The 23,784-nt window shown below is 40.1% G+C and carries 21 protein-coding genes; 13 read left to right on the forward strand and 8 right to left on the reverse strand.

Annotated features, from left to right (window positions below):
• Positions 1-47 precede the first annotated feature (47 nt).
• Together AACW45_RS04395 and AACW45_RS04400 are read left to right on the forward strand one after the other, a co-directional pair.
• Positions 48-2,609: a penicillin acylase family protein gene (locus AACW45_RS04395; RefSeq protein WP_242045662.1), complete on the forward strand. Its 2,562-nt coding sequence runs from the start codon at positions 48-50 to the stop codon at positions 2,607-2,609.
• Positions 2,610-3,077: 468 nt separating this feature from the next.
• Positions 3,078-4,694 (forward strand): nucleoside hydrolase, encoded by a 1,617-nt coding sequence (locus AACW45_RS04400; RefSeq protein WP_190631470.1) that lies wholly within the window; start codon positions 3,078-3,080, stop codon positions 4,692-4,694.
• A gap of 318 nt (positions 4,695-5,012) precedes the next feature.
• On the opposite strand, the gene AACW45_RS04405 is transcribed toward AACW45_RS04400, so the two are convergent.
• Positions 5,013-5,351: a low molecular weight protein tyrosine phosphatase family protein gene (locus tag AACW45_RS04405; RefSeq protein ID WP_190631472.1), complete on the reverse strand. Its 339-nt coding sequence runs from the start codon at positions 5,349-5,351 to the stop codon at positions 5,013-5,015.
• Between the two features lie 306 nt (positions 5,352-5,657).
• On the opposite strand from AACW45_RS04405, the gene AACW45_RS04410 reads away from it, so the two are divergent.
• The 4 genes from AACW45_RS04410 to crtW all read left to right on the forward strand — a co-directional run bounded on the left by AACW45_RS04410 (position 5,658) and on the right by crtW (position 9,125).
• A complete protein-coding gene (locus AACW45_RS04410; RefSeq protein ID WP_190631474.1) occupies positions 5,658-6,626 on the forward strand; it encodes a sodium-dependent bicarbonate transport family permease in 969 nt (322 codons plus the stop codon).
• A 4-nt stretch (positions 6,627-6,630) separates the two neighbouring features.
• Positions 6,631-6,942: a P-II family nitrogen regulator gene (locus AACW45_RS04415; protein WP_190631476.1), complete on the forward strand. Its 312-nt coding sequence runs from the start codon at positions 6,631-6,633 to the stop codon at positions 6,940-6,942.
• 19 nt (positions 6,943-6,961) lie between these two features.
• Positions 6,962-7,663, forward strand: a complete 702-nt coding sequence (locus AACW45_RS04420) for a carbonic anhydrase (RefSeq protein WP_190631478.1) — start codon at positions 6,962-6,964, stop codon at positions 7,661-7,663.
• 664 nt (positions 7,664-8,327) lie between these two features.
• Complete coding sequence (crtW, locus tag AACW45_RS04425; RefSeq protein ID WP_190631480.1) at positions 8,328-9,125, forward strand: beta-carotene ketolase CrtW; 798 nt, start codon at positions 8,328-8,330, stop codon at positions 9,123-9,125.
• Positions 9,126-9,176: 51 nt separating this feature from the next.
• Here the strand turns inward: crtW and AACW45_RS04430 are convergent, their stop codons facing one another.
• Complete coding sequence (locus AACW45_RS04430; RefSeq protein WP_190631482.1) at positions 9,177-10,733, reverse strand: NAD(P)H-hydrate dehydratase; 1,557 nt, start codon at positions 10,731-10,733, stop codon at positions 9,177-9,179.
• Between the two features lie 249 nt (positions 10,734-10,982).
• Between AACW45_RS04430 and AACW45_RS04435 the strand changes: the two genes are divergently transcribed.
• Both AACW45_RS04435 and tmpR read left to right on the forward strand, forming a co-directional pair.
• Positions 10,983-11,453, forward strand: a complete 471-nt coding sequence (locus AACW45_RS04435; RefSeq protein ID WP_190631484.1) for an NUDIX domain-containing protein — start codon at positions 10,983-10,985, stop codon at positions 11,451-11,453.
• Complete coding sequence (gene tmpR / locus AACW45_RS04440; RefSeq protein ID WP_190631486.1) at positions 11,440-12,159, forward strand: bifunctional dihydropteridine reductase/dihydrofolate reductase TmpR; 720 nt, start codon at positions 11,440-11,442, stop codon at positions 12,157-12,159. The genes AACW45_RS04435 and tmpR overlap by 14 nt, the downstream gene beginning before the upstream one ends.
• Positions 12,160-12,527: 368 nt before the next feature.
• Here tmpR and AACW45_RS04445 read toward each other — a convergent pair whose 3' ends face one another.
• Positions 12,528-13,382 (reverse strand): hypothetical protein, encoded by an 855-nt coding sequence (locus AACW45_RS04445; protein ID WP_190631487.1) that lies wholly within the window; start codon positions 13,380-13,382, stop codon positions 12,528-12,530.
• A 472-nt stretch (positions 13,383-13,854) separates the two neighbouring features.
• On the opposite strand from AACW45_RS04445, the gene mnmA reads away from it, so the two are divergent.
• A complete protein-coding gene (gene mnmA / locus AACW45_RS04450; protein ID WP_190631489.1) occupies positions 13,855-14,910 on the forward strand; it encodes a tRNA 2-thiouridine(34) synthase MnmA in 1,056 nt (351 codons plus the stop codon).
• Positions 14,911-14,949: 39 nt separating this feature from the next.
• Here the strand turns inward: mnmA and AACW45_RS04455 are convergent, their stop codons facing one another.
• Entirely contained in the window at positions 14,950-15,075 is a 126-nt protein-coding gene (locus tag AACW45_RS04455) for a hypothetical protein (RefSeq protein WP_277880284.1), read from the reverse strand.
• A gap of 56 nt (positions 15,076-15,131) precedes the next feature.
• On the opposite strand from AACW45_RS04455, the gene AACW45_RS04460 reads away from it, so the two are divergent.
• Together AACW45_RS04460 and AACW45_RS04465 are read left to right on the forward strand one after the other, a co-directional pair.
• Positions 15,132-15,758 carry a Uma2 family endonuclease gene (locus AACW45_RS04460; protein ID WP_190631491.1) on the forward strand — a complete coding sequence of 209 codons (627 nt, stop codon included), beginning with the start codon at positions 15,132-15,134 and terminating at the stop codon, positions 15,756-15,758.
• 95 nt (positions 15,759-15,853) lie between these two features.
• Positions 15,854-16,045 carry a hypothetical protein gene (locus AACW45_RS04465; RefSeq protein ID WP_242045663.1) on the forward strand — a complete coding sequence of 64 codons (192 nt, stop codon included), beginning with the start codon at positions 15,854-15,856 and terminating at the stop codon, positions 16,043-16,045.
• Between the two features lie 302 nt (positions 16,046-16,347).
• Here AACW45_RS04465 and AACW45_RS04470 read toward each other — a convergent pair whose 3' ends face one another.
• Positions 16,348-16,812, reverse strand: a complete 465-nt coding sequence (locus AACW45_RS04470) for a hypothetical protein (RefSeq protein ID WP_190631493.1) — start codon at positions 16,810-16,812, stop codon at positions 16,348-16,350.
• Position 16,813: 1 nt separating this feature from the next.
• The gene (locus AACW45_RS04475; RefSeq protein ID WP_190631495.1) at positions 16,814-17,467 is read right to left on the reverse strand and encodes a Uma2 family endonuclease; all 654 of its coding nucleotides are present in this window, start codon (positions 17,465-17,467) and stop codon (positions 16,814-16,816) included.
• A gap of 313 nt (positions 17,468-17,780) precedes the next feature.
• On the opposite strand from AACW45_RS04475, the gene sat reads away from it, so the two are divergent.
• Positions 17,781-18,959 carry a sulfate adenylyltransferase gene (gene sat, locus AACW45_RS04480; RefSeq protein WP_096643935.1) on the forward strand — a complete coding sequence of 393 codons (1,179 nt, stop codon included), beginning with the start codon at positions 17,781-17,783 and terminating at the stop codon, positions 18,957-18,959.
• Positions 18,960-19,055: 96 nt separating this feature from the next.
• On the forward strand, positions 19,056-21,164 hold the full coding sequence (locus tag AACW45_RS04485; protein WP_190631497.1) for a caspase family protein: 2,109 nt from the start codon (positions 19,056-19,058) through the stop codon (positions 21,162-21,164).
• Positions 21,165-21,181: 17 nt separating this feature from the next.
• Here the strand turns inward: AACW45_RS04485 and AACW45_RS04490 are convergent, their stop codons facing one another.
• Together AACW45_RS04490 and AACW45_RS04495 are read right to left on the reverse strand one after the other, a co-directional pair.
• Positions 21,182-22,297, reverse strand: coding sequence for an acyltransferase family protein (locus tag AACW45_RS04490; protein ID WP_190631498.1), 1,116 nt, complete (start codon positions 22,295-22,297; stop codon positions 21,182-21,184).
• Between the two features lie 471 nt (positions 22,298-22,768).
• The gene (locus AACW45_RS04495; RefSeq protein ID WP_190631501.1) at positions 22,769-23,641 is read right to left on the reverse strand and encodes an S-methyl-5'-thioadenosine phosphorylase; all 873 of its coding nucleotides are present in this window, start codon (positions 23,639-23,641) and stop codon (positions 22,769-22,771) included.
• Positions 23,642-23,784 lie beyond the last annotated feature (143 nt).

The following is a 23,784-nucleotide window of genomic DNA, read 5'->3' on the forward strand; positions in this document are numbered from 1 at the left end:
CCTCAAGGAGTACAATATCCGAGATTTGATTAACAATGCTGCACCCCATGCCGATCAGAAGAACCAGAAAGTTACGGTTGCTGAAAGTAATCAAAAATTTCGTAATTTTACTATTAGTCTTGGTACTATTATTACTAGGATTTATTACTTATAATGTACGTCAATCCTTTCCTGTAGAAAATGGCGCGATCGCACTTACGGGACTAAAAGCGGAGGTAACTGTCCAGCGCGATCGCTGGGGTGTTCCCCACATTTACGCAGCCAATTCTCACGATCTATTTATGGCGCAAGGATACATCCACGCCCAAGACCGATTTTGGCAAATGGATTTTTGGCGACATATAGGTTCCGGGCGGCTTGCAGAAATGTTTGGTTCTTCCCAAATCGCCACAGATAAGTATTTGCGGACAATGGGTTGGGCGAGGATTGCGCAGCAAGAAATCACACAAGTTAATGCAGAGATGAAGGGATATCTGCAAGCCTATGCAGATGGGGTTAACGCTTATTTAGCAGACCATCAAGGCAGCAAACTCAGTCTCGAATATGCAGTGTTGAAATTCCTGAATCCTGGGTATAAACCAGAACCTTGGCAAATGCTCCATTCTCTCACTTGGGGTAAAGTCATGGCTTACGATTTGGGGAGAAATTTTGAGCGGGAAATTGAACGCACTATTTTGCTGAAAACCTTAAATTTGGCGCAAGTAGAAGAACTTTTCCCACCATATCCCCAAGATTTACCCGTGATTTTACCTGAGGAGCAAAAAAAGCAAACAGGAGAGGAGAACAATTTTGACGAGACAGAATTGATAGCCTCAAGTATTGCCCAAGTAACAGCAGAAATTACCCCAGCTTTGCAATCCCTGACTCAGCCAATGTTAGCTGTAGAGGAATTAATCGGTTCGCGGGGAATTGGCATAGGTTCAAATAATTGGGTAATCTCAGGAAAACTGACAGCTACAGGTAAGCCCATTTTAGCCAATGACCCGCACCTAGCAGTGCAAATGCCTTCGATTTGGTATGAGGTGGGGTTGCATTGTACAACCAAGACTGCGGAATGTCCTTATAACGTCACCGGCTTTTCTTTTGCGGGGATGCTAGGAATAATTATCGGTCATAGCGATCGCATTGCTTGGGGTGTCACCAATGTTGAACCAGATGTAATGGATTTATACATTGAGAAAATCAACCCCAATAACCCCAACCAATATGAGGTAAATGGTAAATGGGTAGATATGCAACTAGTCAAAGAGACAATTAAAGTTGCCGGAAGTCAGCCAATCGAGCAAACAGTACGCTACACCAGACATGGCCCCATTCTCTCGGATGTTTCACCCAAGTTACAGCAATTACCAGGAAATCAGTCCATAGAAATTCCGCAACAATATGCTGTAGCTTTGCGCTGGACAGGTTTAGAACCATCAACATTAGGATCTGCGATTCCCTTGCTCAATCGGGCGCAAAATTGGCAAGATTTCCGCACAGCCGCGAAAAACTATGATGTACCTGCCCAGAATCTAGTTTATGCTGATATTGATGGCAATATAGGCTATCAAATGCCGGGTAAATTCCCCATCCGCGCTAAGGGTAACGGGCGTTATCCCGTTCCTGGGTGGACAGATGAATATGAATGGCTAGGCTATATTGATTTTGAGCAGTTACCTAAAAGTTTTAACCCGCCTCAAGGTTACATTGCTAGCGCTAACAATTTAGTCCAAACTAAATATCCTTATTTAATTACTACTGACTGGGTTTATGGCTATCGCGCCCAGCGAATTGTGGAAATGATTACTCAGGCGAGTCAACCTTTATCGCTGTTAGATGTAGAGTTAATTCAGGGCGATAACCGCAATTTGAATGCCCAAAATTTAGTCCCACTACTGAAAAATATTTCTCTAAATCAACCACATTTAGAAACAGCAAGACAATTACTCGTTAATTGGGATCTGCAATTAGAAATGTCATCCCCTGCGGCTGCTTTGTTTGAGGTATTCTGGAAACATTTACTAGCAGATACCTTTCACGATCAGTTACCTCAAGATTATTTTCCCGATGGAGGCGATCGCTGGTATGAAGTCATCAAAAATATAATTAAACAGCCAAATAGTAACTGGTGGGACAATCGCAACACCCCACAAGTAGAAAATCGCGACAACATTCTGCAACAAGCGTTTACCGCAGCTGTATATGAATTAGAACAAATTCAAGGTAAAGATCCCAAGTCTTGGAATTGGGGAAATTTACATAGCATTACATTTCGTAACGCGACTTTAGGTAAATCTGGAGTAGCGATGATAGAGGCTTTATTTAATCGTGGTGCGTTTGCGACTGCGGGGAATGGGGAAACAGTAAATGCTAATCGCTGGAAAGCGAACAAATCTTTTGAAGTCACAGATATTCCTTCCCTGCGGATGATTGTAGATTTAAAAAATCTTGATAATTCCCTAGCTATTCATGCTCCCGGACAATCAGGACATGCCTTCCATAAACATTATATTGATATGGTTGATCCTTGGCGCAAAATTGAATATCATCCCATGCTTTGGGAACAGGAAAATGTAAATGCGAATACTGCTGCAAAGCTCAAATTAATTCCTAAACTTGCAACTTGATATTAATTTAAATCATGTTGCACAATCTATCATGACGGCTGTTGATGATTGACAGTCAACTGTCAACCTTCAACAGTTAAAAATCTTTGTTAAGAGTTATACAATTTAGACACGCATTAGCTGATAATTTTCATACTTGCGTAGTAAATTATTCATAACAATATTTTTATGTAATTAGTTGCTTATTTATGATAATGAGAGCAAATTGCAGCTATGACTGATACTGGTGAGTTAGATATTTGCTCAATGCTATAGTAATTTTTTATATTGAGAAATTTGGAAATTTTTCAGTATATATTGCCTTAAGCTTTAAAATAACACTGTTTTCATCCACAAAGATTTAGAGCATCAGCAGATTAAATAGGCTAATCAACAATGTTGTTTAGCTGCATTTTCCTGCGTCTGAAATTTGGGGATAATTGTGATTGTGTCTGGATTTAGAGCATATCTGAGGTGTAATTATCAATTATGGCAAATAATCACATTTCCCATCAATCTATTCCATTGATTATTGATGATGATGGTAGCCAAGATGGGATGACTGCTTTAGCATTTATGCTAGAGAATCCCAAGTTTGACATTAAAGCTATTACAATCGCTCAAGGAATTGCCAAGCCAGAGATTTTTGTCAACAATCTCGCCAAAATGCTGACTAGACTTGGGAATACAGATATTCCCGTGGGGATTGGTAGATCGACGCCTTTAGAAGGTAATAATGCATTTCCCGATTTTATCCGCGATGGTTCAAATACATTTTGGGCACCGTTTGTTACCTTACCAGATGAAGCTGCACCGATTCAAAAGCAAGATGCAGTTGATTTGATAATTGAAACTATCAAAAACTCCCCAGAACCAGTTGCGATTTTAGCAACTGGCACACTTACCAATATTGCCGAAGCCCTGCGGCGCGATCCCTCAATTATTGACAATATTAAAGTTGTAGAAATTCTTGGTGGAGCAGTTTTCGTACCTGGGAATCTTCCCGTTCTACCATTTCCACCCTTTTCTACTAACAAGGTTGCTGAATTTAATATTTGGGTTGATCCGGTTGCTGCACAAGAAGTTTTTGAAGCGGGAAAAAAAGGGTTAAAAATTCAATTAACTCCATTAGATGCTACAGGTAAGATTGAATTCAATCGTGACGATTATGAAGCATGGTTGTTAACTGGTACAGCTGAAAGCAAGATTGCTGCTGAGTTCTTAGACTTTGCCTTAACTGTAATTCAAAGCGGTAACGATCCCAACCCGGTGTGGGATTTAGTGGCGGCAATTAATCTCAGCGAAGCGAATTTTTCACCGGAAACCCCACTACATATTAAAGTAGATACAAAATCAGATCCAGGTACTACCCAAGGACAAACTAAACCGATCGCGGGTTTGTCTCCTAATGCTTTGGTTGCTTTAGATCCATCATTCGATAATCTCCCTTTTAGTACCAGCAGTTTATTTAAATACATCGATGCTCTGAATACCCTACCTAAAAATCGAGTTAAATCTGGAACCTCAAGAAGTGACACCTTAGTAGGTAATAAAAAAGATGAACTCATTAGCGGTTTGAATGGAAATGATACTATCTACGGCAATGGTGGTAACGATATCCTCTTAGCTGGGGGTGGTAAGGATACGATTGTAGGTGGTTTTGGCAATGATTTTATTGATGGAGGTAGTGGCAGCGATCGCATCTATGGTAACGGTGGTAAAGATACTCTCATCGGTGGAACTGGTGATGACTCAATTTTTGGCGGTGCGCAAGCTGATATAATTCTCGGTGGTACTGGCAACGATCGCATCTATGGTAATGGTGGCAAAGATATCATCAATAGCGGCACTGGCTTTGATACTATCTGGTTAGGTAGAGGTGCAGCAACAGTTGTACTCGCTCAAGATGATGGTTATGACAGTATCAAGAATTTTCGCCTGGGTGCGACAAAGTTTCAAGTTAGCAGCCTCAGCAATCTTAGCTTTGCAGATAGTTCTGATGGGGTGAAGATTTTGCAAAATCAAGAACTCATTGCTGTTGTTTCTGGGGAATCTGCTCACAACTTCAGCACAAATATTAGTCGCATTTTTGTGGTATCTAACTAAGTCAGCTGTACTCACTATTGTATATTTTGCACTCCGGTTGTCAAAAGTCCAAAGTCCAGAGTCAATCAATTTTGGATTTTGGATTTACGATTTTGGATTGACTACACCCATAAAGGGATGCAGCTTGGCGATTTTAAATTGACGATTTTGGATTTGTTCCACCCACAAGGAGAGAAGTCAGAGCGCCGGCTTCCGGCGCTCTGAACTTCGGAGGCGGGGCATGAACCGAAATAATCTAAAATCTAAAATCTAAAATCTAAAATTGGCGCGGTCAAAAGCTTGCTTGGACTTTGGAATTTTTCATACCATATCTGGTGCCTAATCGCTGGTGCTAATTTTCAATATAGGTAGCACTTTTTGCTTTAACAATTTAATTAAAGCTGGTTCCATATATTCATATTCATCGGGAATATTTAAACAAATTACGCGCTTATCTTTGAGAAAAGGCTGAAAATTTTGGGCTAATTTTTGTTTATGGGATTTTTCCATAACAAAAATTATATCAGCCCATTCAATTGCTTCTGTCGATACGGGTACTTCTGCATAACGATCTAAACCGGCTGAATCTGTTTCTAATCCTGCATATTCCGAAAATACCACTTCTGCCGTCGGACTCCGCAGTCGATTCTGGCTACATAAAAATAAAAGTTTTTTCATAAATTAATATTGACAATTATTTTAAATTGTAAACATGAGATTTGTGAAAAAAGCGATCGCACTCACTTCTCAAATCACATATTAAGTAAATCAATGAAAATCAACATCATTAAGAAATATAAATTTTCTGTAAACCCTGGCCAATGACAAATGACTAATGACAAATGACTAAACCTTATTTGACAAGAAATGACAAACAATTGACAGATGGTAGCAATACACGATACATCATGAGTCAATCGTTCAATTGTTTAAGATGCCGAATTTCTTTTATTTTCAGTTTTATCAGCATCAGGAGGGATGACGGTGGATAGTAGTTTAATTCTATCTAACATCCTGAATCCGCCCATCCTGTTTTTCTTTTTGGGAATGGCTGCGGTTTTTGTCAAATCCGATTTAGAAATACCCGCACCTATACCCAAATTATTCTCGCTTTATTTACTGTTTGCGATCGGCTTTAAAGGCGGAGTAGAATTGATCAAAAGTGGCATTACACAAGAAGTTGTGTTGACGCTTTTCGCAGCAATGATGATGGCTTGTGTTGTGCCGATTTACACATTTTTTATCCTCAAACTCAAGCTGGATACTTATGATGCTGCGGCAATCGCTGCAACTTATGGTTCTATTAGTGCAGTCACTTTTATCACGGCTAGCGCATTTTTAACTGAGCTTGGTATTAGTTTTGATGGCTTCATGGTAGCAGCACTGGCTCTGATGGAATCCCCAGCCATCATAGTTGGACTCATCCTGGTGAATATATTTGCAGTAGATGAAAAGCGGGAATTTTCTTGGTCAGAAGTATTACAAGAAGCATTTCTAAATAGTTCCGTTTTTCTTCTTGTTGGTAGTTTGATAATTGGTGTATTAACAGGAGAGCATGGTTGGCATGTTTTAGAACCTTTCACTCAAGGTTTATTTTATGGCGTTCTTACCTTCTTTTTATTAGATATGGGATTAGTAGCCGCCAGAAGAATTAAGGACTTGCAAAAAACCGGGCTATTCCTGATTTTATTTGCCATACTAATTCCCATAGTTAATGCCTGTATTGCCTTAACTATATCCAAATTAATTGGTATGTCTCAGGGAGATGCGTTACTGTTTGCTGTACTTTGTGCCAGTGCCTCTTACATCGCTGTTCCTGCGGCTATGCGGATGACTGTTCCGGAAGCGAATCCTAGTTTGTACGTTTCCACAGCCTTAGCAGTCACATTTCCGTTCAACATTATTATCGGAATTCCGCTCTATCTATACGGAATTAACCTATTTTGGAGGTAATAATATGCATTTAGTTAAAAAGATAGAAATTATTGCCAACTCTTTTGAACTGTCCAAAATATTAGATAGTTTAGATAAGTCAGGCGTACATGGTCATGCAGTGATTCGCGATGTTGCCGGTAAAGGATTACGCGGGACAGCAGAAGATTTAGATATGACCATGCTGGATAATGTCTACATCATCGCCTTTTGTATGCCAGAACAACTCAAGCCTGTGGTGGAAAATATTCGCCCATTGCTCAATAAATTTGGCGGAACTTGTTACATTTCCGATGTCATGGAGATTCGCTCCATGAAATGTGTAGCGTCATTATAACAGACTAATAACACAGTTTATGGAACGTCGTGACTTTTTAAAATGGGGAGCTACGGGGGTATTTAGTTTAACGCTGAGTACCAGCGATTTAATTTGGCACTTAAAACAAGCTCAAGCCGCCGAATTACACCCAGAAAGTCCCCAATCTCTGACTCCCGATGCTGCATTGCAAAAGCTGCTAGAGGGAAATCAGCGATTTGTGCAGCATCAACCCCAATACCCGGATCAATCAGCAGCGCGGTTGCTAGAAGTAGCACAAGCGCAACATCCATTTGCAACCATTCTCAGCTGTGCAGATTCGCGGGTTGCGCCAGAAATTCTGTTCGATCAAGGTATTGGCGATATCTTTGATGTCAGGATTGCGGGAAATATTGCCACACCAGAAGCACGTGGAAGTATTGAATATGCAGTTAGCTTACTAGGCTCGCCCTTACTCATGGTACTAGGCCACGAGCGCTGCGGAGCCGTTACCGCCGCCGTGGAAAATGAAACCTTACTTGGCGATATTAGTACCTTTGTCAAAGCAATTAAGCCAGCTGTCGCCAAAGTCAAAGATAAGCCAGGTGACGCCGTGGATAACGCTGTCGTGGCGAATGTACAATATCAAATCGAACGGTTAAAGCGATCGCCACTTTTAAGCGATCGCCTCAACTCCGGTAAACTCAAAATAGTCGGCGGTCGTTACGATTTGGATACAGGAAAGGTAACTATCATCACTTAGCAAATTAAGTTACTACTTAACCACATTAGTTATGAGGCTTGGTGATTGCTTAAATCCCCGACTTTTTGACAAAGTTGGGGATTTTGCTTCTAGTCACCAAAAAACGTGCCAATTATAGATATTTATGATGCAATAGTTGTATGATTTTCTGATGCCTCTGACAAATTAGGTATTGATCAAATGTAAATTTCTCATTTTAGAGGAATTTACTGGAATTGGGTAAAAAATTGCTGACACATCAAACATCATTATAGGCTATACCATCTTTACAGCCTATAATAACAACTTGAAAAATTAAAAAAAGAGATGAATTTTGCACCCAAAGATAGAAATACATAAAAAATTAAAGCAATACAATAATTACTAATTCTTAATTTGTAATTCAAATTTTTAGGAGAAATTACTATGCTTAATTTACACAAAATCAAGGATAATACCTCAAAACTTTGAGCTAAATCAAAGCTTTAATTAAGAATTAACCTCGTCCATTTTGAAACCAGGAGTAGTGCGGGCAGCGTTCGACTGAGCGCTCACGCCGAAGTCTTGCCCGCTACTACCACCAGGGAGCAAGATGCTCCCACTACTTTTAATACTATGGTTCTCAAAATAGATGTGGTTTAAAGTTAATTTTCTAAATCAGCAGAACAAATAAAGGGGTATCAGCTTGAATATTTGGGAAAAACCAGTCAGTTATAATTTAGAGATTGAAAATTTTGCTACTAGACAAGATTCTGTTTACGGTTTGGTAATAGCTCTGTTAATTATTAGTCTGTGGCTAGGGAGTTTAGTTTGGTTACTCAGCATCAACTATCACCAAATGCCTCTTTGGTTGATACCAATTGCATTAATTTGGCAAACATTCCTCAGTACAGGACTATTTATTACTGCCCATGATGCCATGCATGGCTCAGTTTGTCGCCAAAATCCGCGAATTAATCATTTAATTGGGAAGATAGCTGTAACACTTTATGCTTTATTTCCCTATCAACAGCTTTTACAAAAGCATTGGTTACATCATAAACATCCCGCCAGCGCACTTGACCCAGATTTTCACGACCAAAACAGAAAAAGCGGCTTTTTTTGGTATCTTCACTTTATGATGGGATACTCAAGTTGGCAACAATTACTCGGTTTTACAATCATCTTTAATTTTGCCAGATTTGCTTTCAACATGTCCCTCACAAATCTCATCATTTTTTGGTGTATTCCACCAATTTTAAGTTCAATTCAATTATTTTATTTTGGGACATATTTACCCCATCGCGAACCTAAATCAGGATACATTTATCCCCATTGCACCCAAACAATAGAATTACCAACTTTTTGGTCATTTCTTGCTTGTTATCACTTCGGTTACCACCAAGAACATCACGAATATCCCCATGTAGCTTGGTGGCAGCTTCCTGAAGTTTATCAAAGAAAGAAGGCAGATGGCAGAAGGCAGATGGCAGAAGGAGGATAAGGAGGATAAGGGGGACAAATGACTCTTGTACAGACGCGATTCATCGCGTCTCTAACAAATGACTATTGCCTGCATCAAATATTGTGTCAAAGTAAAAGCATCTACACCTAACTCTGTACGCTCTTGGGCTGCTATAATTCCTGCTTGAGAATGCCACCAAGAAGCAGTGGCTACAACTTCTTCAATGGCAATTTGTTTTTTCATCGCTTGTGCTAATAATCCGCCAATTATTCCTGTTAAGACATCGCCGCTACCACCACGTGCTAAAGCTGGGGTACTGTTGGGATTTAGCCACAATAAACCGTGAGCATTAGCAATTAAAGTTCTCGCACCTTTTAACAAAACTATCGCGCCGCTTTGTAAAGCTGCATCGCGCACGGCTTTGACTTTATCTTGTTGTATATCCGGAATATTGGGAAATAAACGCTTAAATTCACCTTCGTGGGGTGTCAGTATGGTGGGTGCTTGGCGTTTTTGTAAGGTGGAAATGGTTCCTATTTGTGCCAAGATATTTAAAGCATCAGCATCCAAAACTAAAGGACGTTTGCTTTCCATTACTTGTTGCACAATAGGTGTGGCATCAATTGTTAAACCAGGGCCAATTGCGATCGCATCAAAGTCACTTAAATCGGTTTTCTCTGGTAATTGTAATTGAGCAATGGCTCCTGTTTCTGTCTCCGGACAGCCAATTATCAACGCTTCTGGTAAATGTGACACCAAAATCGGCTTGATATATTCTGGTACAGCAATTGATAACATCCCCACACCACTAGCACGCGCACCCAAAGCCGTTAAAATTGCTCCCCCAGCGTAGCGATGAGAACCGCAAACTAGCAGTAAATGTCCTTCTTTGTATTTGTGGGTAACTGGACGACGGGGTAGGGGAAGATTTGCGATCGCTTTTGCAGTAGTAATGCGAGTAAATTTTGCTACATCTTTGAGTACAGCTTCTACATCCGCGATGGGGATATCAAAATCAATTAACTCTGCATTACCAAGATAATCTAAAGCACGATCCTGTAAAAAAGCTAGCTTCCATAAACCTAAGCAAAATGTATGGGTAGCGCGAATTGCTGTCCCTAAAGCCTCCCCTGTATCTGTATGTAAGCCGGAAGGTAAATCTATACTAAAAATTGGCTGTTTCCAGGTATTTAATTCATTAATAGCAACTACAATCTTATCTTTGAGCTTTCTTTCTAAACCAAAGCCAAACAAGCCATCAACCAAGACATCACAGTCTCGTAACTGCTCAATTGCTTGATAGCAGGGTATCCCCAAACTTTGAGCATATTGCAAATGCTTTCCAGTTAATTCTTTGAGCTTATTAAAAGGATTGTAAATCCAAACCTCATATCCGCGAAAATGTAATTCCCGCGCTACAACTAAAGCATCGCCGCCATTATGTCCCGGCCCCACTAACACCCCAACACGAGATTTACCAGGGGGAATCATCGCTTCTAGACGACGGGAAATTAATCCGGCTACCTTTTCCATTAAAGCTACTACAGGCATTCCGGCGGCAAATATCCTCTCTTCAATCTCCCGCATCTGTGCTGCGGTAACTACAAATTGGGAAATTTCTGCTTCTCGATTTTGAAGATTAGTCATAGTCGCAAGTCCTGAATGTGAAATGCTCAATTTTTAGCTGAGAGATGATGAATCAAAGTCCGGGACGATCCACACATGATATAATTCTTCATATTAATTCTGAAAATTTTAAGTACCTTAGTAGTTAAAAATGACGTAAATATACCGAAGGCATATCAGTATACCATTAGGTATGGTTTACTTGAAAAGATGCAGGACTATCGTTTCAAGAGCAGCCCATAGCGGAAAAATTTTACAAACTAAAGTTCAATGATTACCAATATCCCAATTCCAGAGCCAGTCTCGAACCAAACAGAACCGGCTCGCCTACCTGTTGTCACCGTAGCCGCCTTAGTTAAAGACTCGAATTCAGATCGAGTTCTCATTGCCAAAACTACTAAATGGAGAGGCTTGTGGGGTATTCCAGGGGGTAAAGTCGAATGGGGCGAATCTTTAGAAGCTGCTCTCATCCGTGAATTCCGCGAGGAAGTTGGCTTAGATATTACCAATATTCGCTGGGCGTTATTGCAAGAATCACGGCTAGACCCGCAATTTTGCAAAGAAGCTCACTTTGTGATGCTAAATTACTACGCTGAATCGGCGGTAGTTAACATTACACCCAACGAAGAAATAGTTGAGTGGGAATGGGTCAGCCCACAAGCAGCATTAAACTATCCTTTAAATAGCTATACTCAGATCCTCATAGAAAATTATTTACAGCAGATCAATGGTGAGCCTTAAAAAAGCTTTGGTAACTGGTGCAGCTAAAGGTATTGGACGCGCCATTGTGCTGGATTTAGCCAGTCAAGGTTTTGATGTTGTAGTACATTATAACCGCAGTGTAGAAGCGGCAAACGAAGTCACCCAGGCCGCCGCCGCCTATGGGGTAAAAGCTGTTAGCGTACAAGCAGATATCACCAAGCCAGAAGAAGTACGTAATTTAGTAGATAGCGCCGCCGAAAGCTTGGGAGGACTCTCTGTAGTAGTCAATAATGTTGGCAACTACTTGAAAAAATCAATTGAAGACATTACACCCGAAGAGTGGCAAGAAATTTTAGATAGCAACTTAAATGCGACATTTTATGTCAGTCAAGTTGCAATACCTCATTTAAAAGCAATGGGTTGGGGTCGTATAATCAACTTAGGTTTTGCTGGCGCGCAAAATTTAATTGCTCGTCCGATGTCAACTCCTTATGTAATTGCCAAAACGGGAATTATTCTCTACAGTAAAGCCCTGGCAAAAGAGTTAATTAAACATAAAATTACCGTCAACGTTGTTTCGCCAGGAGTGGTAGAAAACTCTGTAAGTCAACCTTTAAATGAAATCCCTTGCGGGCGACTGGCGACTTTTGAGGATATGGTAAGAGTTGTCAATTTTTTTGTCGATAAAGATGCTGATTATATCACCGGACAAATTGTGGAAGTTTCTGGTGGTTGGAATCTGTAATTTGATTAATTAGACGAATTGAGCGATCGCGCTTTTTAATTGCACAATTAAATTGCCTAAAATAACTCTAAGGAACGAATTATATCAACCTTGTAGGGGCGGGGTAACCCATACGTGTCAACTTAAGCTTAAAATAGCCTCTGTCTTAGCTTTGTCGCCCGCCTGAGAATGAATTCTCAGGCTAATAGCGCAAGTCTACTAAAGTAGACTGAAGATTTTGAGGATATTTAGTCATCTTGAGATGACTTTGGCTATTAGCAAGGAACTGAAGTTCCTTGCGGTAAGCGGGTTTCACGCTAAGTTGACACCAATGGGGGTAACCCCGTCCCTACGAATTACGGGCAATGGTATAAGCACAACTTTTTCACTTACTTACCGTAGTAAACTCTGGCGTTACCATATCCCAATTTTTTTAGATAGTCATTCCAGCGTTCTGCATCTTCGCGCTTTCCAAAAGGCCCTACAGCGATATGGGGCCCCAATGGTTGCTGCCTTTCAATTACAATGTCATAGCGTCCAGAACTTTGACGAATGCGGCTAGCAATAGCAGATAAATCTTGTGTCCTAGCAGGAATAGTTACATAGTAATAACTAGTTCTAACTCTCTGTGGTTGGGAATTTCTATAATCAGGCCCACCATAACCATAGCCTACTTGTTGTCCGCTAGAAGCTCTGACAATTTGGGCACCATAAATACCATTTAACTCTAATTCTCTAACTCTTTGTTCGGCGTTGGCTGGTTTACTAAATGAGCCTGATTGAATTACAGGCCGCCCATTTAAATGTCTAATATAAGCACTACGTTCTAACTGGCGTACACGTTGCAACTGTTGGGAATCACCACCATCGACGTAAACAATATAGCGTTCAGCACTCCAAGTATAGGAGTTAGCTTGGACTGTTTGGTAAGGTGTTTGGGAAGGTCTAAAATTTTGATTAACCCTAACTTGAGGCGGAGACTGAAAATTTGGATTATATGATTTCCAAATTACTGTTTGTGGCGGTTGACTGGCTGTATTTAATTGCTGCTGATTAGAAGGAATTGGCGGCAAACTGGGTGGTGGTGGTAAGCTATTCACTACCGTGCGTTGTGCTAACAGAAAGCCACCCTTGGTAACTTGTGCTTGGACTGGGGTAGAGTTGGGTAACAATGCCAAGCATCCTCCCATAAACAAGGGAACTATGGGTAGGGTAAATAATTGGTCTGGTATTGATCTGGACATAGTAGTAACAGTATTTCTCAACAATTTCCTCAGGGAACTAATAAGGGAACTAATAGAGCAGTCTGTTGTAGCACCTATATAAGTGTTAACTTAGAATGTGTTTATTGGGCTGAGTGGCATTGCATAGGTATGGCGAAAATTTTTGATTTTTGTCAGTTGTCAGTGGTCAGTTGTCCGTTGCCAAAAAGGAAATAGGCAATAGTGATTTTACCCTTGTCTCTATTATCCTTTGTGGAGGGTTGAGGGTGAGAATTTGGTGATTGAGAATGGTTGGCGATCGCAATTCCAAATCTAAAATTGAGTTATTACTACTTATATACCTGAAGTGCTTATATAGCAAGGCTTTGAAGATATATATGCTACAATCGTCACAATGGGGCTGCATGGCATATATTTTCATACTGCAAAACTTGCGTTTGGTGTTTAGCATTAGCGTTATCAGCAGCCACTAGCCTAATAATATTTTAAGGATATGAAAAAAGTCGTCGTTGGTCTTTCCGGTGGCGTTGACAGTTCCACCGCCGCCGCTATACTCCACAATCAAGGCTATGAAGTCGTTGGTTTGACCCTTTGGCTAATGAAAGGTAAAGGTCAATGCTGTTCTGAAGGAATGATCGACGCGGCAAATATCTGCGAACAATTGGGTATCCCCCATCAAGTTGTTGATATTCGCGATGTCTTTCAGACAAATATTGTCGATTATTTAGTAGCTGGTTACAGTGTGGGGATCACACCTTTGCCTTGCTCGCAATGTAATAAAACGGTGAAATTCGGGCCGATGGTGCAATATGCGCGTCAGGAATTGGGATGCGATCGCATTGCTACCGGTCACTATGCCAAAATTAACTATGATGAAGCTACTGGGCGCTATCAATTGTTAAGGGCAGTTGACCGCAATAAAGACCAGTCTTATTTTCTCTACGATTTGTCGCAGGATTTACTAGCGGCTACCGTATTTCCACTGGGAGATATGCAAAAAGCTGACACCCGCCGCATCGCTGCCGAATATGGACTGGCTACCGCCGATAAGCCAGAAAGCCAAGATTTATGCTTGGTAGAAAGCAACGGTTCTATGCGGGCGTTTCTCGATAAGTATCTTGCGCCGAAAAAAGGCGATATTGTGGATACTTCCGGTAAAATTTTGGGACAGCATGATGGTGTCCATCATTACACGATTGGGCAACGTAAAGGCTTAGGAGTTGCGGCGGCAGAACCTTTGTATGTGATTGAATTAGATGCGGTAAATAATAGAGTGATTGTAGGCGATCGCACTAAAGCCACTCAACCAGAATGCACCGTCAATCGCGTCAATTGGGTTTCGATTGCTGAACCATCCACCCCAATTCATGCAGAAGTGCAAATTCGCTATCGTTCTCATCCCACACCAGTCACAGTGATTCCTCTGGAAAACTCCCGCGTGCGCTTGGTGTTTGATGAACCCCAGTTTAGCATCACCCCCGGACAAGCGGCGGTATGGTACGAAGGGGATAAAGTTTTAGGTGGCGGAATTATCGAACAGTTTAGTTAATCAACATCAGATCTCCGACTTTTTTGATAAGTCGGGGATCTAGTTTTTCTGATGGCTAACTTGAGGAATCATCTTCAGGATTGCGAGAATTACTTCTAAAAAAATTGGCTTAAGTTGCGATCGCTTTACTAATTTGCATCCTTGCCAAGCATTTGCGTTTAACATGTGCCAAACAAATTGAAATGTAAAAATAAACCTTATCTAAAAGAAAGGTAAAAATCATGACACAATCTCTACAAAAACTAGTTACATTCGATGAATTTGTAGAATTTTTAAAAACACAACTAGAAAATATTCGCTACGAATTATACGATGGGGATATTATTCAAATGCCACAACCCAAAGGAAAACATGAAGAAATTATTGCTTTTTTAGCAGCGATTTTAGGATACGAATTTGTAAGACTTAAGCTCAAATACGGTATATCGAATAAGGCACTAGTACAATCAGAAAATAAACAGTCTGGATACTTCCCAGATGTTCTTGTAATGAATCTTGCCAATTTAGTAAATGAACCACGCTGGCAAGAAGAGTCTATCTTAATTCAACCAGAATCAATCCCATTGGTGATTGAGGTAGTTAGTACTAACTGGCGTGATGATTATCACAAAAAGTTTGCCGATTATGAAGAAATGGGTATTAAAGAATATTGGATAGTGGATTATTTAGCTTTGGGTAGCAAGCTATTAATAGGCGATCCCAAACAGCCAACAATCACAATTTACTCTTTAAATAATGAGGGCGAATATCAAGGTAAACAATTTAGAGGTACAGACCGCATAGAGTCGCCAACATTTCCCGAATTAAATCTGACTGCTCAACAGATTTTTCAAGCAAATAATAGCTAACAGCAGACAATGGTAATTTTTTTACACGAATTATCTGAGATTGCTGTATGACAGATGCAATTTAAAATAAGCAAGATTTAATTTGTAAAAACATTTTGCAACTATTATCACAGTTAAATAATGTTTATCAAAATGCACGTAGCGAAAGACAAGAAATTATAATTAAGTTCCCTCCAGAAGATGAAAAGTTTTCGCTACTAGAAGAAATTGAACTTTTAACAGTCAATCTCAGAGGTTACGCCAGTCAAATCCTGTCTACAGGACAATACAGATGTAGGTTGGGTTGAGGAACGAAACCCAACATCCCAAAACCTTGTATCTGTTGAGTTTCACGACCTTCAACCCAACCTAAGTATCTGTCGCATTCTTTTTTTCAATTAGTATAACGAGCCAGAATTTCCTAATAATTATGTATATGCTTGACTATTTTTACTTATAATCTTTTGTTCTGAATTTTTGTAAAGTAATTGTTACAGTTTTAAGAAGTTCAGTATCTTTAATTTTACTTTTTACCCAAAAATTTCATACCTTTTTCCTATCTTTTTAAGAAGCGCGTACCTCATTTACCTGAAATATGCTGTATATGTTTTCAAACATGAGTACCTATACTTCTAAGGGGTTGATAGTTTGGGTATTTATTCTTGAATTCTCTGATAATCTCTAATATCTCATTTTGCAGTTTTTTTGTTTGGTTACGGTATAACCAAGGTAGCCAATACAGGCTTTTATATACACACAAGGGAGCAATATCTATATGAGATTTGATAATCTCAAGTACTCGTCTATAACCCAAACCAGGTAAAACAGCTTTTATCCACCATTCCACTGAACTTGCATCACCGTAAACAAGACCTTTTTCAAGAATCACTTCTAAAAAAATAGGCTTGAGTTGCGATCGCTTGACTAATTTGCATCCTTGCCAATCATTTGCGTTTAAAACGCGCCAAACAAAGGTAAATTTCTGCTCATCATCAAGTTGACGAACCCACTTAAGTAACTCATTTTCCTGTTGTGAGTCTAATTTTTCATCAGCGTACTCTAAAGGGTCAAACATATCAAAAATAATTTGAGTTTATTTCTTGCTCAAACTCTTCTAAAGCCTGCACAATTCCTACTTGCCAAGCTCGTTCTATTGTAGCGGGAATCATCTGATTTAAAAGTATATTCGGAAAGGTGGGACTATTATCAGATTGAATATAACGCCCATCTGTGAGCAGATAAATAGAGAGCTTTTTGCCATTGTAAATCCATAATTGAGGAACAGCGATCGCTTCGTAAGCATCAAGAGTTGTTTTTGAGGTGACATCTGTCTCAATTGCTAAATCGGGAGGCGGATCGTTTGGTTCTAGTCTGCGCTTACCAATCATACGTTGGTAATTCTCAATATAGAAGCAAGCATCTGGTTCTACTCCAGCTGAATTTTCCCGCTTAAATGTAGTTGAACCAAAAGGTTCATATCTTTTTCCTAGCTTCTTAAGTAAAAGTTTGACAATATCAGAAATTAAGTCTTTTGGCTTTTCGTGTTCAGGTAGAGGAACCATAATTTCTAAAGTAGAATTGCTGTAAGCAACGCGGAGCGATCGCTTTTGTCCCAGTTCTTGTAAGATGGACTCAAATTCTTCCCAAGTCACATCATCAATAGTCACAACGCTACCAGGCGCTAGCCGCATCAAGCTAACAGGTTTAACTACAGGAGATACCGCAGTCATAATTCCAGGCTGTAGAGTGCATTAGCTTCAGGGTAACTTAATTCTTGGCATTGCTGAATCCAGATATGAAAATCAAAAATTCCCTTTCTTAAACTCTTACTCTCTGCGCCTCTGTCTTGAAAAGTTCTGATCGGAGGAAGCCTCCGCTCAGACTTTTCGCTGCGCCTCTGCGTGACACAAATTCATATTTTCACTCAGCAACGCCTAATTCTTCATCCACAAATTCTCAAAACTCTTTTTCTCTGTGTATCAACATTTTGATAAGTTAGTACATAGTTTGAAACAATTACCTTAACTCGAAGAGGGGATTACGTTGAGTTACCATCCAGATGCTATTGCGCCGCACGGTGGACAGTTAGTTAATCGCATCGCCACACCAGAACAAAGAGAGGAATTTCTCTCTAAGGCTGAGTATTTACCCAGAGTGCAACTTGACGATCGCGCCGTTTCCGATTTAGAAATGATTGCGATCGGTGGGTTTAGTCCACTCACAGGTTTTATGAACCAGGAAGATTACGATCGCGTAGTTAGCGAAATGCGTCTAGCTAACGGTGTTGTGTGGTCAATCCCAATTACACTGTCAGTAACCGAAGAAGTCGCTTCCCCTCTCACTGAAGGCGGCTATGTTCGTCTGGATAATCCCAACGGCGAATATATTGGCGTTTTACACCTCACACAAAAATATCGCTACGACAAAACCCGCGAAGCTGTTAATGTCTATCGCACTGATGATGCTAAACATCCGGGAGTACAGGTAGTCTATAACCAAGGGCCAATTAATCTCGCAGGTGATATCTGGCTATTACAACGCAATCCCCATCCGCAATTTCCCGCCTATCAAATCGATCCTGCCGCATCTCGGCAAATGTTCAAAGATAAAGGCTGGAAAACTATCGTTGGGTTTCAAACTCGCAACCCCATCCACCGCGCCCATGAATATATTCAAAAGTGCGCTTTAGAAACTGTTGATGGTTTATTTTTGCACCCATTAGTCGGGGCGACAAAAGAAGATGACATCGCGGCTGATGTGCGGATGCGTTGCTATGAGATTTTGCTGGAACATTACTATCCTTTAGATAGAGTGATTTTGGCTATTAATCCAGCAGCTATGCGTTATGCTGGCCCTAGAGAAGCAATTTTCCATGCTTTAGTGCGGAAAAACTACGGTTGTACTCATTTTATTGTCGGGCGCGATCATGCGGGTGTGGGTGACTATTACGGCACTTATGACGCGCAATATATCTTTGATGAGTTTGAACCGCAGGAATTGGGAATTGTCCCCATGAAGTTTGAACATGCGTTTTACTGTACGCGCACCAAACAAATGGCGACAACTAAAACTAGCCCCAGCAAGCCAGAAGAAAGAGTTCACCTGTCGGGAACCAAAGTGAGAGAAATGCTGCGTCGGGGTGAATTACCTCCTCCAGAATTTTCTCGTCCAGAGGTAGCGGCGGAATTAGCAAGGGCTATGAAGGTACAGTTGCCAGTTTAAGGCTAATAAAGCGAAATTGTACCCACTTTACTTTACACTACAGGCTTCAGCCCTTTAAGCTGTTATGCTGATGGGCTGAGGGCTGATAGCAAATTTATGAAACGTCGGAGTTTTTTACAACGAATTGGTTCAATACTCGCAGTTTTGGGTATAACTGAGGCTGAGTGGTTTTCTTGGGGAAATCGCTATCACCAAGCTTTAGCACAACCCAGTCTGCGTAAATTTGCTCTATTAATAGGAATTAATCAATACGCGCAAAATCCTAAACTGAGCGGTTGCTTAACTGATGTGGAACTGCAAAAAGAATTGTTAATCCACCGCTTTGGTTTCCCATCGGCTAATATTTTGACGTTGACGGAAGAACAAGCTAGCCGAGAATTTATCGAAGCCGCTTTTTTAGAACATCTCAGCGAGCAAGTTAAAGCTGGGGATGTTGTAGTCTTTCACTTTAGCGGTTATGGGACGCGCATTCAATCAGCAGCCGAAACTGTACAAAATGCCTTGATAGCTTCAGATGCACAAGATAATAAAAATGTCAATTATTTACTAGAAGAAACGCTGTTATTATTATTGCGATCGCTGCCTACAGATCGTGTCACCGCCGTATTAGATACTAGTTACCATGCTCCCACAATTGGGACAGGGTTGGGAATTCGCGCCCGTCCCGAAGTTGAGGATGGGAAGTTAGCCACAGCCGAATTAGAATTTCTCCAACAACTGAAGGCGAAAAACACCGGGAGTAAGGAGGAACTTACCCCACCCCTGCTATTAACAGCAACGGTAGATCCTCAGCAATCAGCTAGGGAATTGCTGTTATCTGGTTTTAGTGCGGGGTTATTTACCTACGCCTTAACTCAATATTTATGGGAAGTCACCCCCAGCAAGACAATTCAAGTTAGCCTTGGGCAAGTGGAAAGTTCTATAGGTAAGTTGGGAAGCAAGCAGCAGCCAGGGTTAATTACCAGCAAGAAAAATCCTGTTATCGGTGATAATTTGCTGCCTGATAGCCCTATTGGCGGCGAAGGAGCAATAATCGCCAAAGAAGACGACGGTAAAAGCGTGAGTTTATGGTTAGGGGGAATCCCACCGCAAGTATTGGAACATTACGGCGTTAATTCTCGGTTTAGCTTGGTGAGTGGAGAACAGCTAATATTGCGATCGCGGACTGGGTTAACAGCCAAAGCACAATTTTCCACTATTAATAATACTACTGAGGTGAAAGTTGGACAACTAGTCCAAGAAGCAGTGAGAATTTTACCCCGCAACATTAATTTAATCGTTGCCCTAGATACAGCATTAGAAAGAATTGAACGAGTAGACGCAACTAGCGCCTTTGCCACAATTTCCCATGTTTCCACGGTGGTAGGGGGAGAACAATCGGCTGATTATTTGTTTAGTAAACTCTTACCTATTCCCACGCGCTACAGTTTATTTTCTCTAGGTGGTGAGGCAATTTTCAACAATCCTGGGGACATGGGGGAAGCGGTAAAAGTTGCAGTCCAAAGATTAGCGCCAAAATTACCGACTTTGTTAGCCGCTAAGTTATGGCGACTTACGGAAAATGAAGGTTCTTCTCGCTTGGCAATCAAAGCCAGCCTAGAGATTATTAACAGCTTATCACCGCGCTTAGTGATGCAACGAGAAACTATGCGTAGCTTGGCTGGAGAAACATCGACAAACAAAACAATTAGCACGGCAATTGTGCCGATTGGGAGTAAAATGCAGTATCGCCTGCAAAATTTAGGCGATCGCCCATTGTATTTTATACTTGTGGGATTAAAAAATAACCGAAATGCGATCGCCTTTTATCCTTGGCAAACTCCCCCAGAAGCCAACAATGTAACCACAAAACCCCTAGTTAAACAAATAGTCATCGCTCCCGGCGAAACAATTATACTTCCACAAAGCGCTACTAATTCTGGTTGGGTGATTCCTGGCCCAGCTTATGAAGCTGAACACCAACTCATTTTTAGCACCCATCCCTTCAGCGAAACCCTGACTACCTTAGAAACTGCTAAAAATAGCACCACAGATCAACAACCAATCGGCCCCTTATTAAACCCCTTAGAAGTAGCCAAAGCCATCTTACAGGATTTACATAACGCTAGTCCCGTCAAAACTGAAATCAACGGTACAGCAGCTGATTCCTACGTATTAGATGTTAATCATTGGGCTACTCTCAGCTTTAATTTTCAAGTTGCTTAAGGTAATAATTATGCATTTTATTTCAAAAATAGTAGGACAAGTAAATCTAAGTTATTTTGTCCAAATCTATTTTTTATGACTAAGCTGGAAATAAATTTCTTCTGTAAATATGTTACCGTGATTGCTCCCAGAACGACTAATAAAAAGTCTATATTAAAGCGATTCATAAATTCAGGTAAATTTTTAGACAATAAATTTTGCCAGTAGTAAACGAAGAATATATGCCATAAGTATATCCATAAAGAAGATGAACTGATAAAAACAATAGTCTTAAAAAAGCAATTATTTGTTGTTAATAACTTATACTTAACAACCAATTTATCAACCAACAAAAAACCTAATAATGACATAATAATTCCATAGGATATATAGTAGAGTCTTGCCGGATACTTAAACTCGCTAGTCGAAACAAAATGCCCTTTTTGGTAATAATAATAAACAGCTAAACCTAAAAATATTCCCAAAAAAATGCCTATAGTCACTAATATTATTCTTTTTTTCAGTTTTGGTAAAGTCATACCTAAGCCAAATAGACAACCATAAGGCAGGAGATAAAATAGGTAATCATTAATAAAGCCCGCAATAAATTGACTATGTAAATTAACACGAGAGACTAATTTAAGTAAAATCTCATAAAGTATGTAAGTTAAAGATAAGCCAGCCAGAAATATAAATTCCGTCCGACAATATATGTAGATATTCATAAGTAAACTAGAAAAAATCGCCACTAATATAAATACGCGAATTATCCATACATAACCAATGCCAACAGATAAAATAAATGTCTCAAATATTTTCTCTTGGGCGAAGGGATATGGTTGGGAAAGTAAGGTGAAAATTCCATAAGCGGAAACAAAGAAAAAAGTCAAAAATAACCATACTGGAGCTATCAGGCGCGGTAACCTTTTTTCTAAATAACTCCGAAAAGATATTTGTTTTTTACTAGCTGAATAGTAATACAATGCACCTGATACAATGACCATGAGCGGAACATCAAAACGTCTGATATGAAAGAAAATATTATTTTCTGAACCTATATGAGCATAAATAATGCATATTAGACCAATACTTTTCAAAATATCAAATCTAATATCCCGTTGATTATCTGATTTATTTTCTATTTTATTTTCCATATTTTTTCTATATTTACAGTAAATTTAGATGGAGAAAATGGTACGATACTTAATCTGTATTACAAACGCAATTCAAACTCATTGGTAGAAATTAAGCGTTTTGTCCTCAGATTATCAAAGCTACTGCTTTTCCCTCTCAGAGCAGAGGGACATGAATATAGAACTTGTCTAACTCATGTTTAATTGATTATTCCCATATTTCATGTAGAAAATTTATTCATATATCAAGTAGTCGCACACAGATGTGCGCGACTAGCTACAATCGCTGTTACATAATTTATAAAATGGATATATATCCTGTAAATATACGGAAGTATCTTGTTTCTTAAGCCACTTATGTTGGGTTGAGGAACGTAGACGCGGAGCGGCTTCCCGTAGGGTAACCCAACATTTCCAGGTGTTTGTTGGGTTTATACACGGTAAGCCCAACAAACAATTATTCTTAACTAAACTATATTGATATATAGTTATCTAAAAATATTTTTGCAGTAACAAACTCAACTTTTCCTTTGTCGCTGCGGGTGCTTTATCCAACTGTGTGAGAATTGCATATTTCAAAGCTGAATGTGCATCGCTAGCAGGAGGATTTTCGCTCAAGCGGCGCACAGTTTCTTGAATTACCTTTTGTGCATTCACCGCATTACGCTGCAAATTACCAATGACCATTTCTACGGTGACGCTATCATGATCTGGATGCCAACAATCATAATCGGTTACCAACGCTAAAGTTGCATAGGCAATTTCTGCTTCCCTGGCTAACTTGGCTTCTGGTAAATTTGTCATACCGATGATCGTTGCACCCCAACTGCGATAAAGATTTGACTCTGCTTTCGTAGAAAATGCAGGCCCTTCCATACATACATAAGTACCGCCGCGATGGAGAGTAACTTCTGGTAAATTTAAAGATGCGATCGCATCTGCAACTACACCAGCCAAATTTTGACAAATTGGATCGCCAAAGGCAATATGAGCGACAATTCCTTCACCAAAAAACGTGGATACGCGATTTTTGGTTCTATCAATAAATTGATCCGGTACCACCATATCTAAGGGTTTGGCTTCGGCTTTCAACGAACCCACCGCGCTAGCAGAAATTAAATACTCTACACCTAATTTCTTCATTGCATAGATATTGGCGCGAAATGGCAATTCTGAAGGTAACAAAGTATGATTGCGACCGTGACGGGCTAGAAATGCTACTCTAGTATTATTTAATGTACCCAGAATTAAAGCATCGGAAGGCAAACCAAAAGGCGTATCTATATGCACTTCCTCGATATCTTTGAGTGCATCCATCTTGTATAAACCACTGCCACCTATAATGCCAATTTTCACTTCTGCCATAATTCCTCACTCCTTCCAAGGGTGCCAAGTTATTTTAGCGGAATCTCCAGAGAGTTCAGGGAGTTCCAACTAAAAAAATATGGCGAAATTGTACAGAGCGGTTGTCAAATCTTAGCTAAAACAAAAAGAAGCCTCTCGCTCCT

The sequence above is a fragment of the Calothrix sp. FACHB-168 genome, assembly GCF_963889195.1.
Classification (GTDB): Bacteria; Cyanobacteriota; Cyanobacteriia; order Cyanobacteriales; family Nostocaceae; genus Aulosira; species Aulosira anomala_A.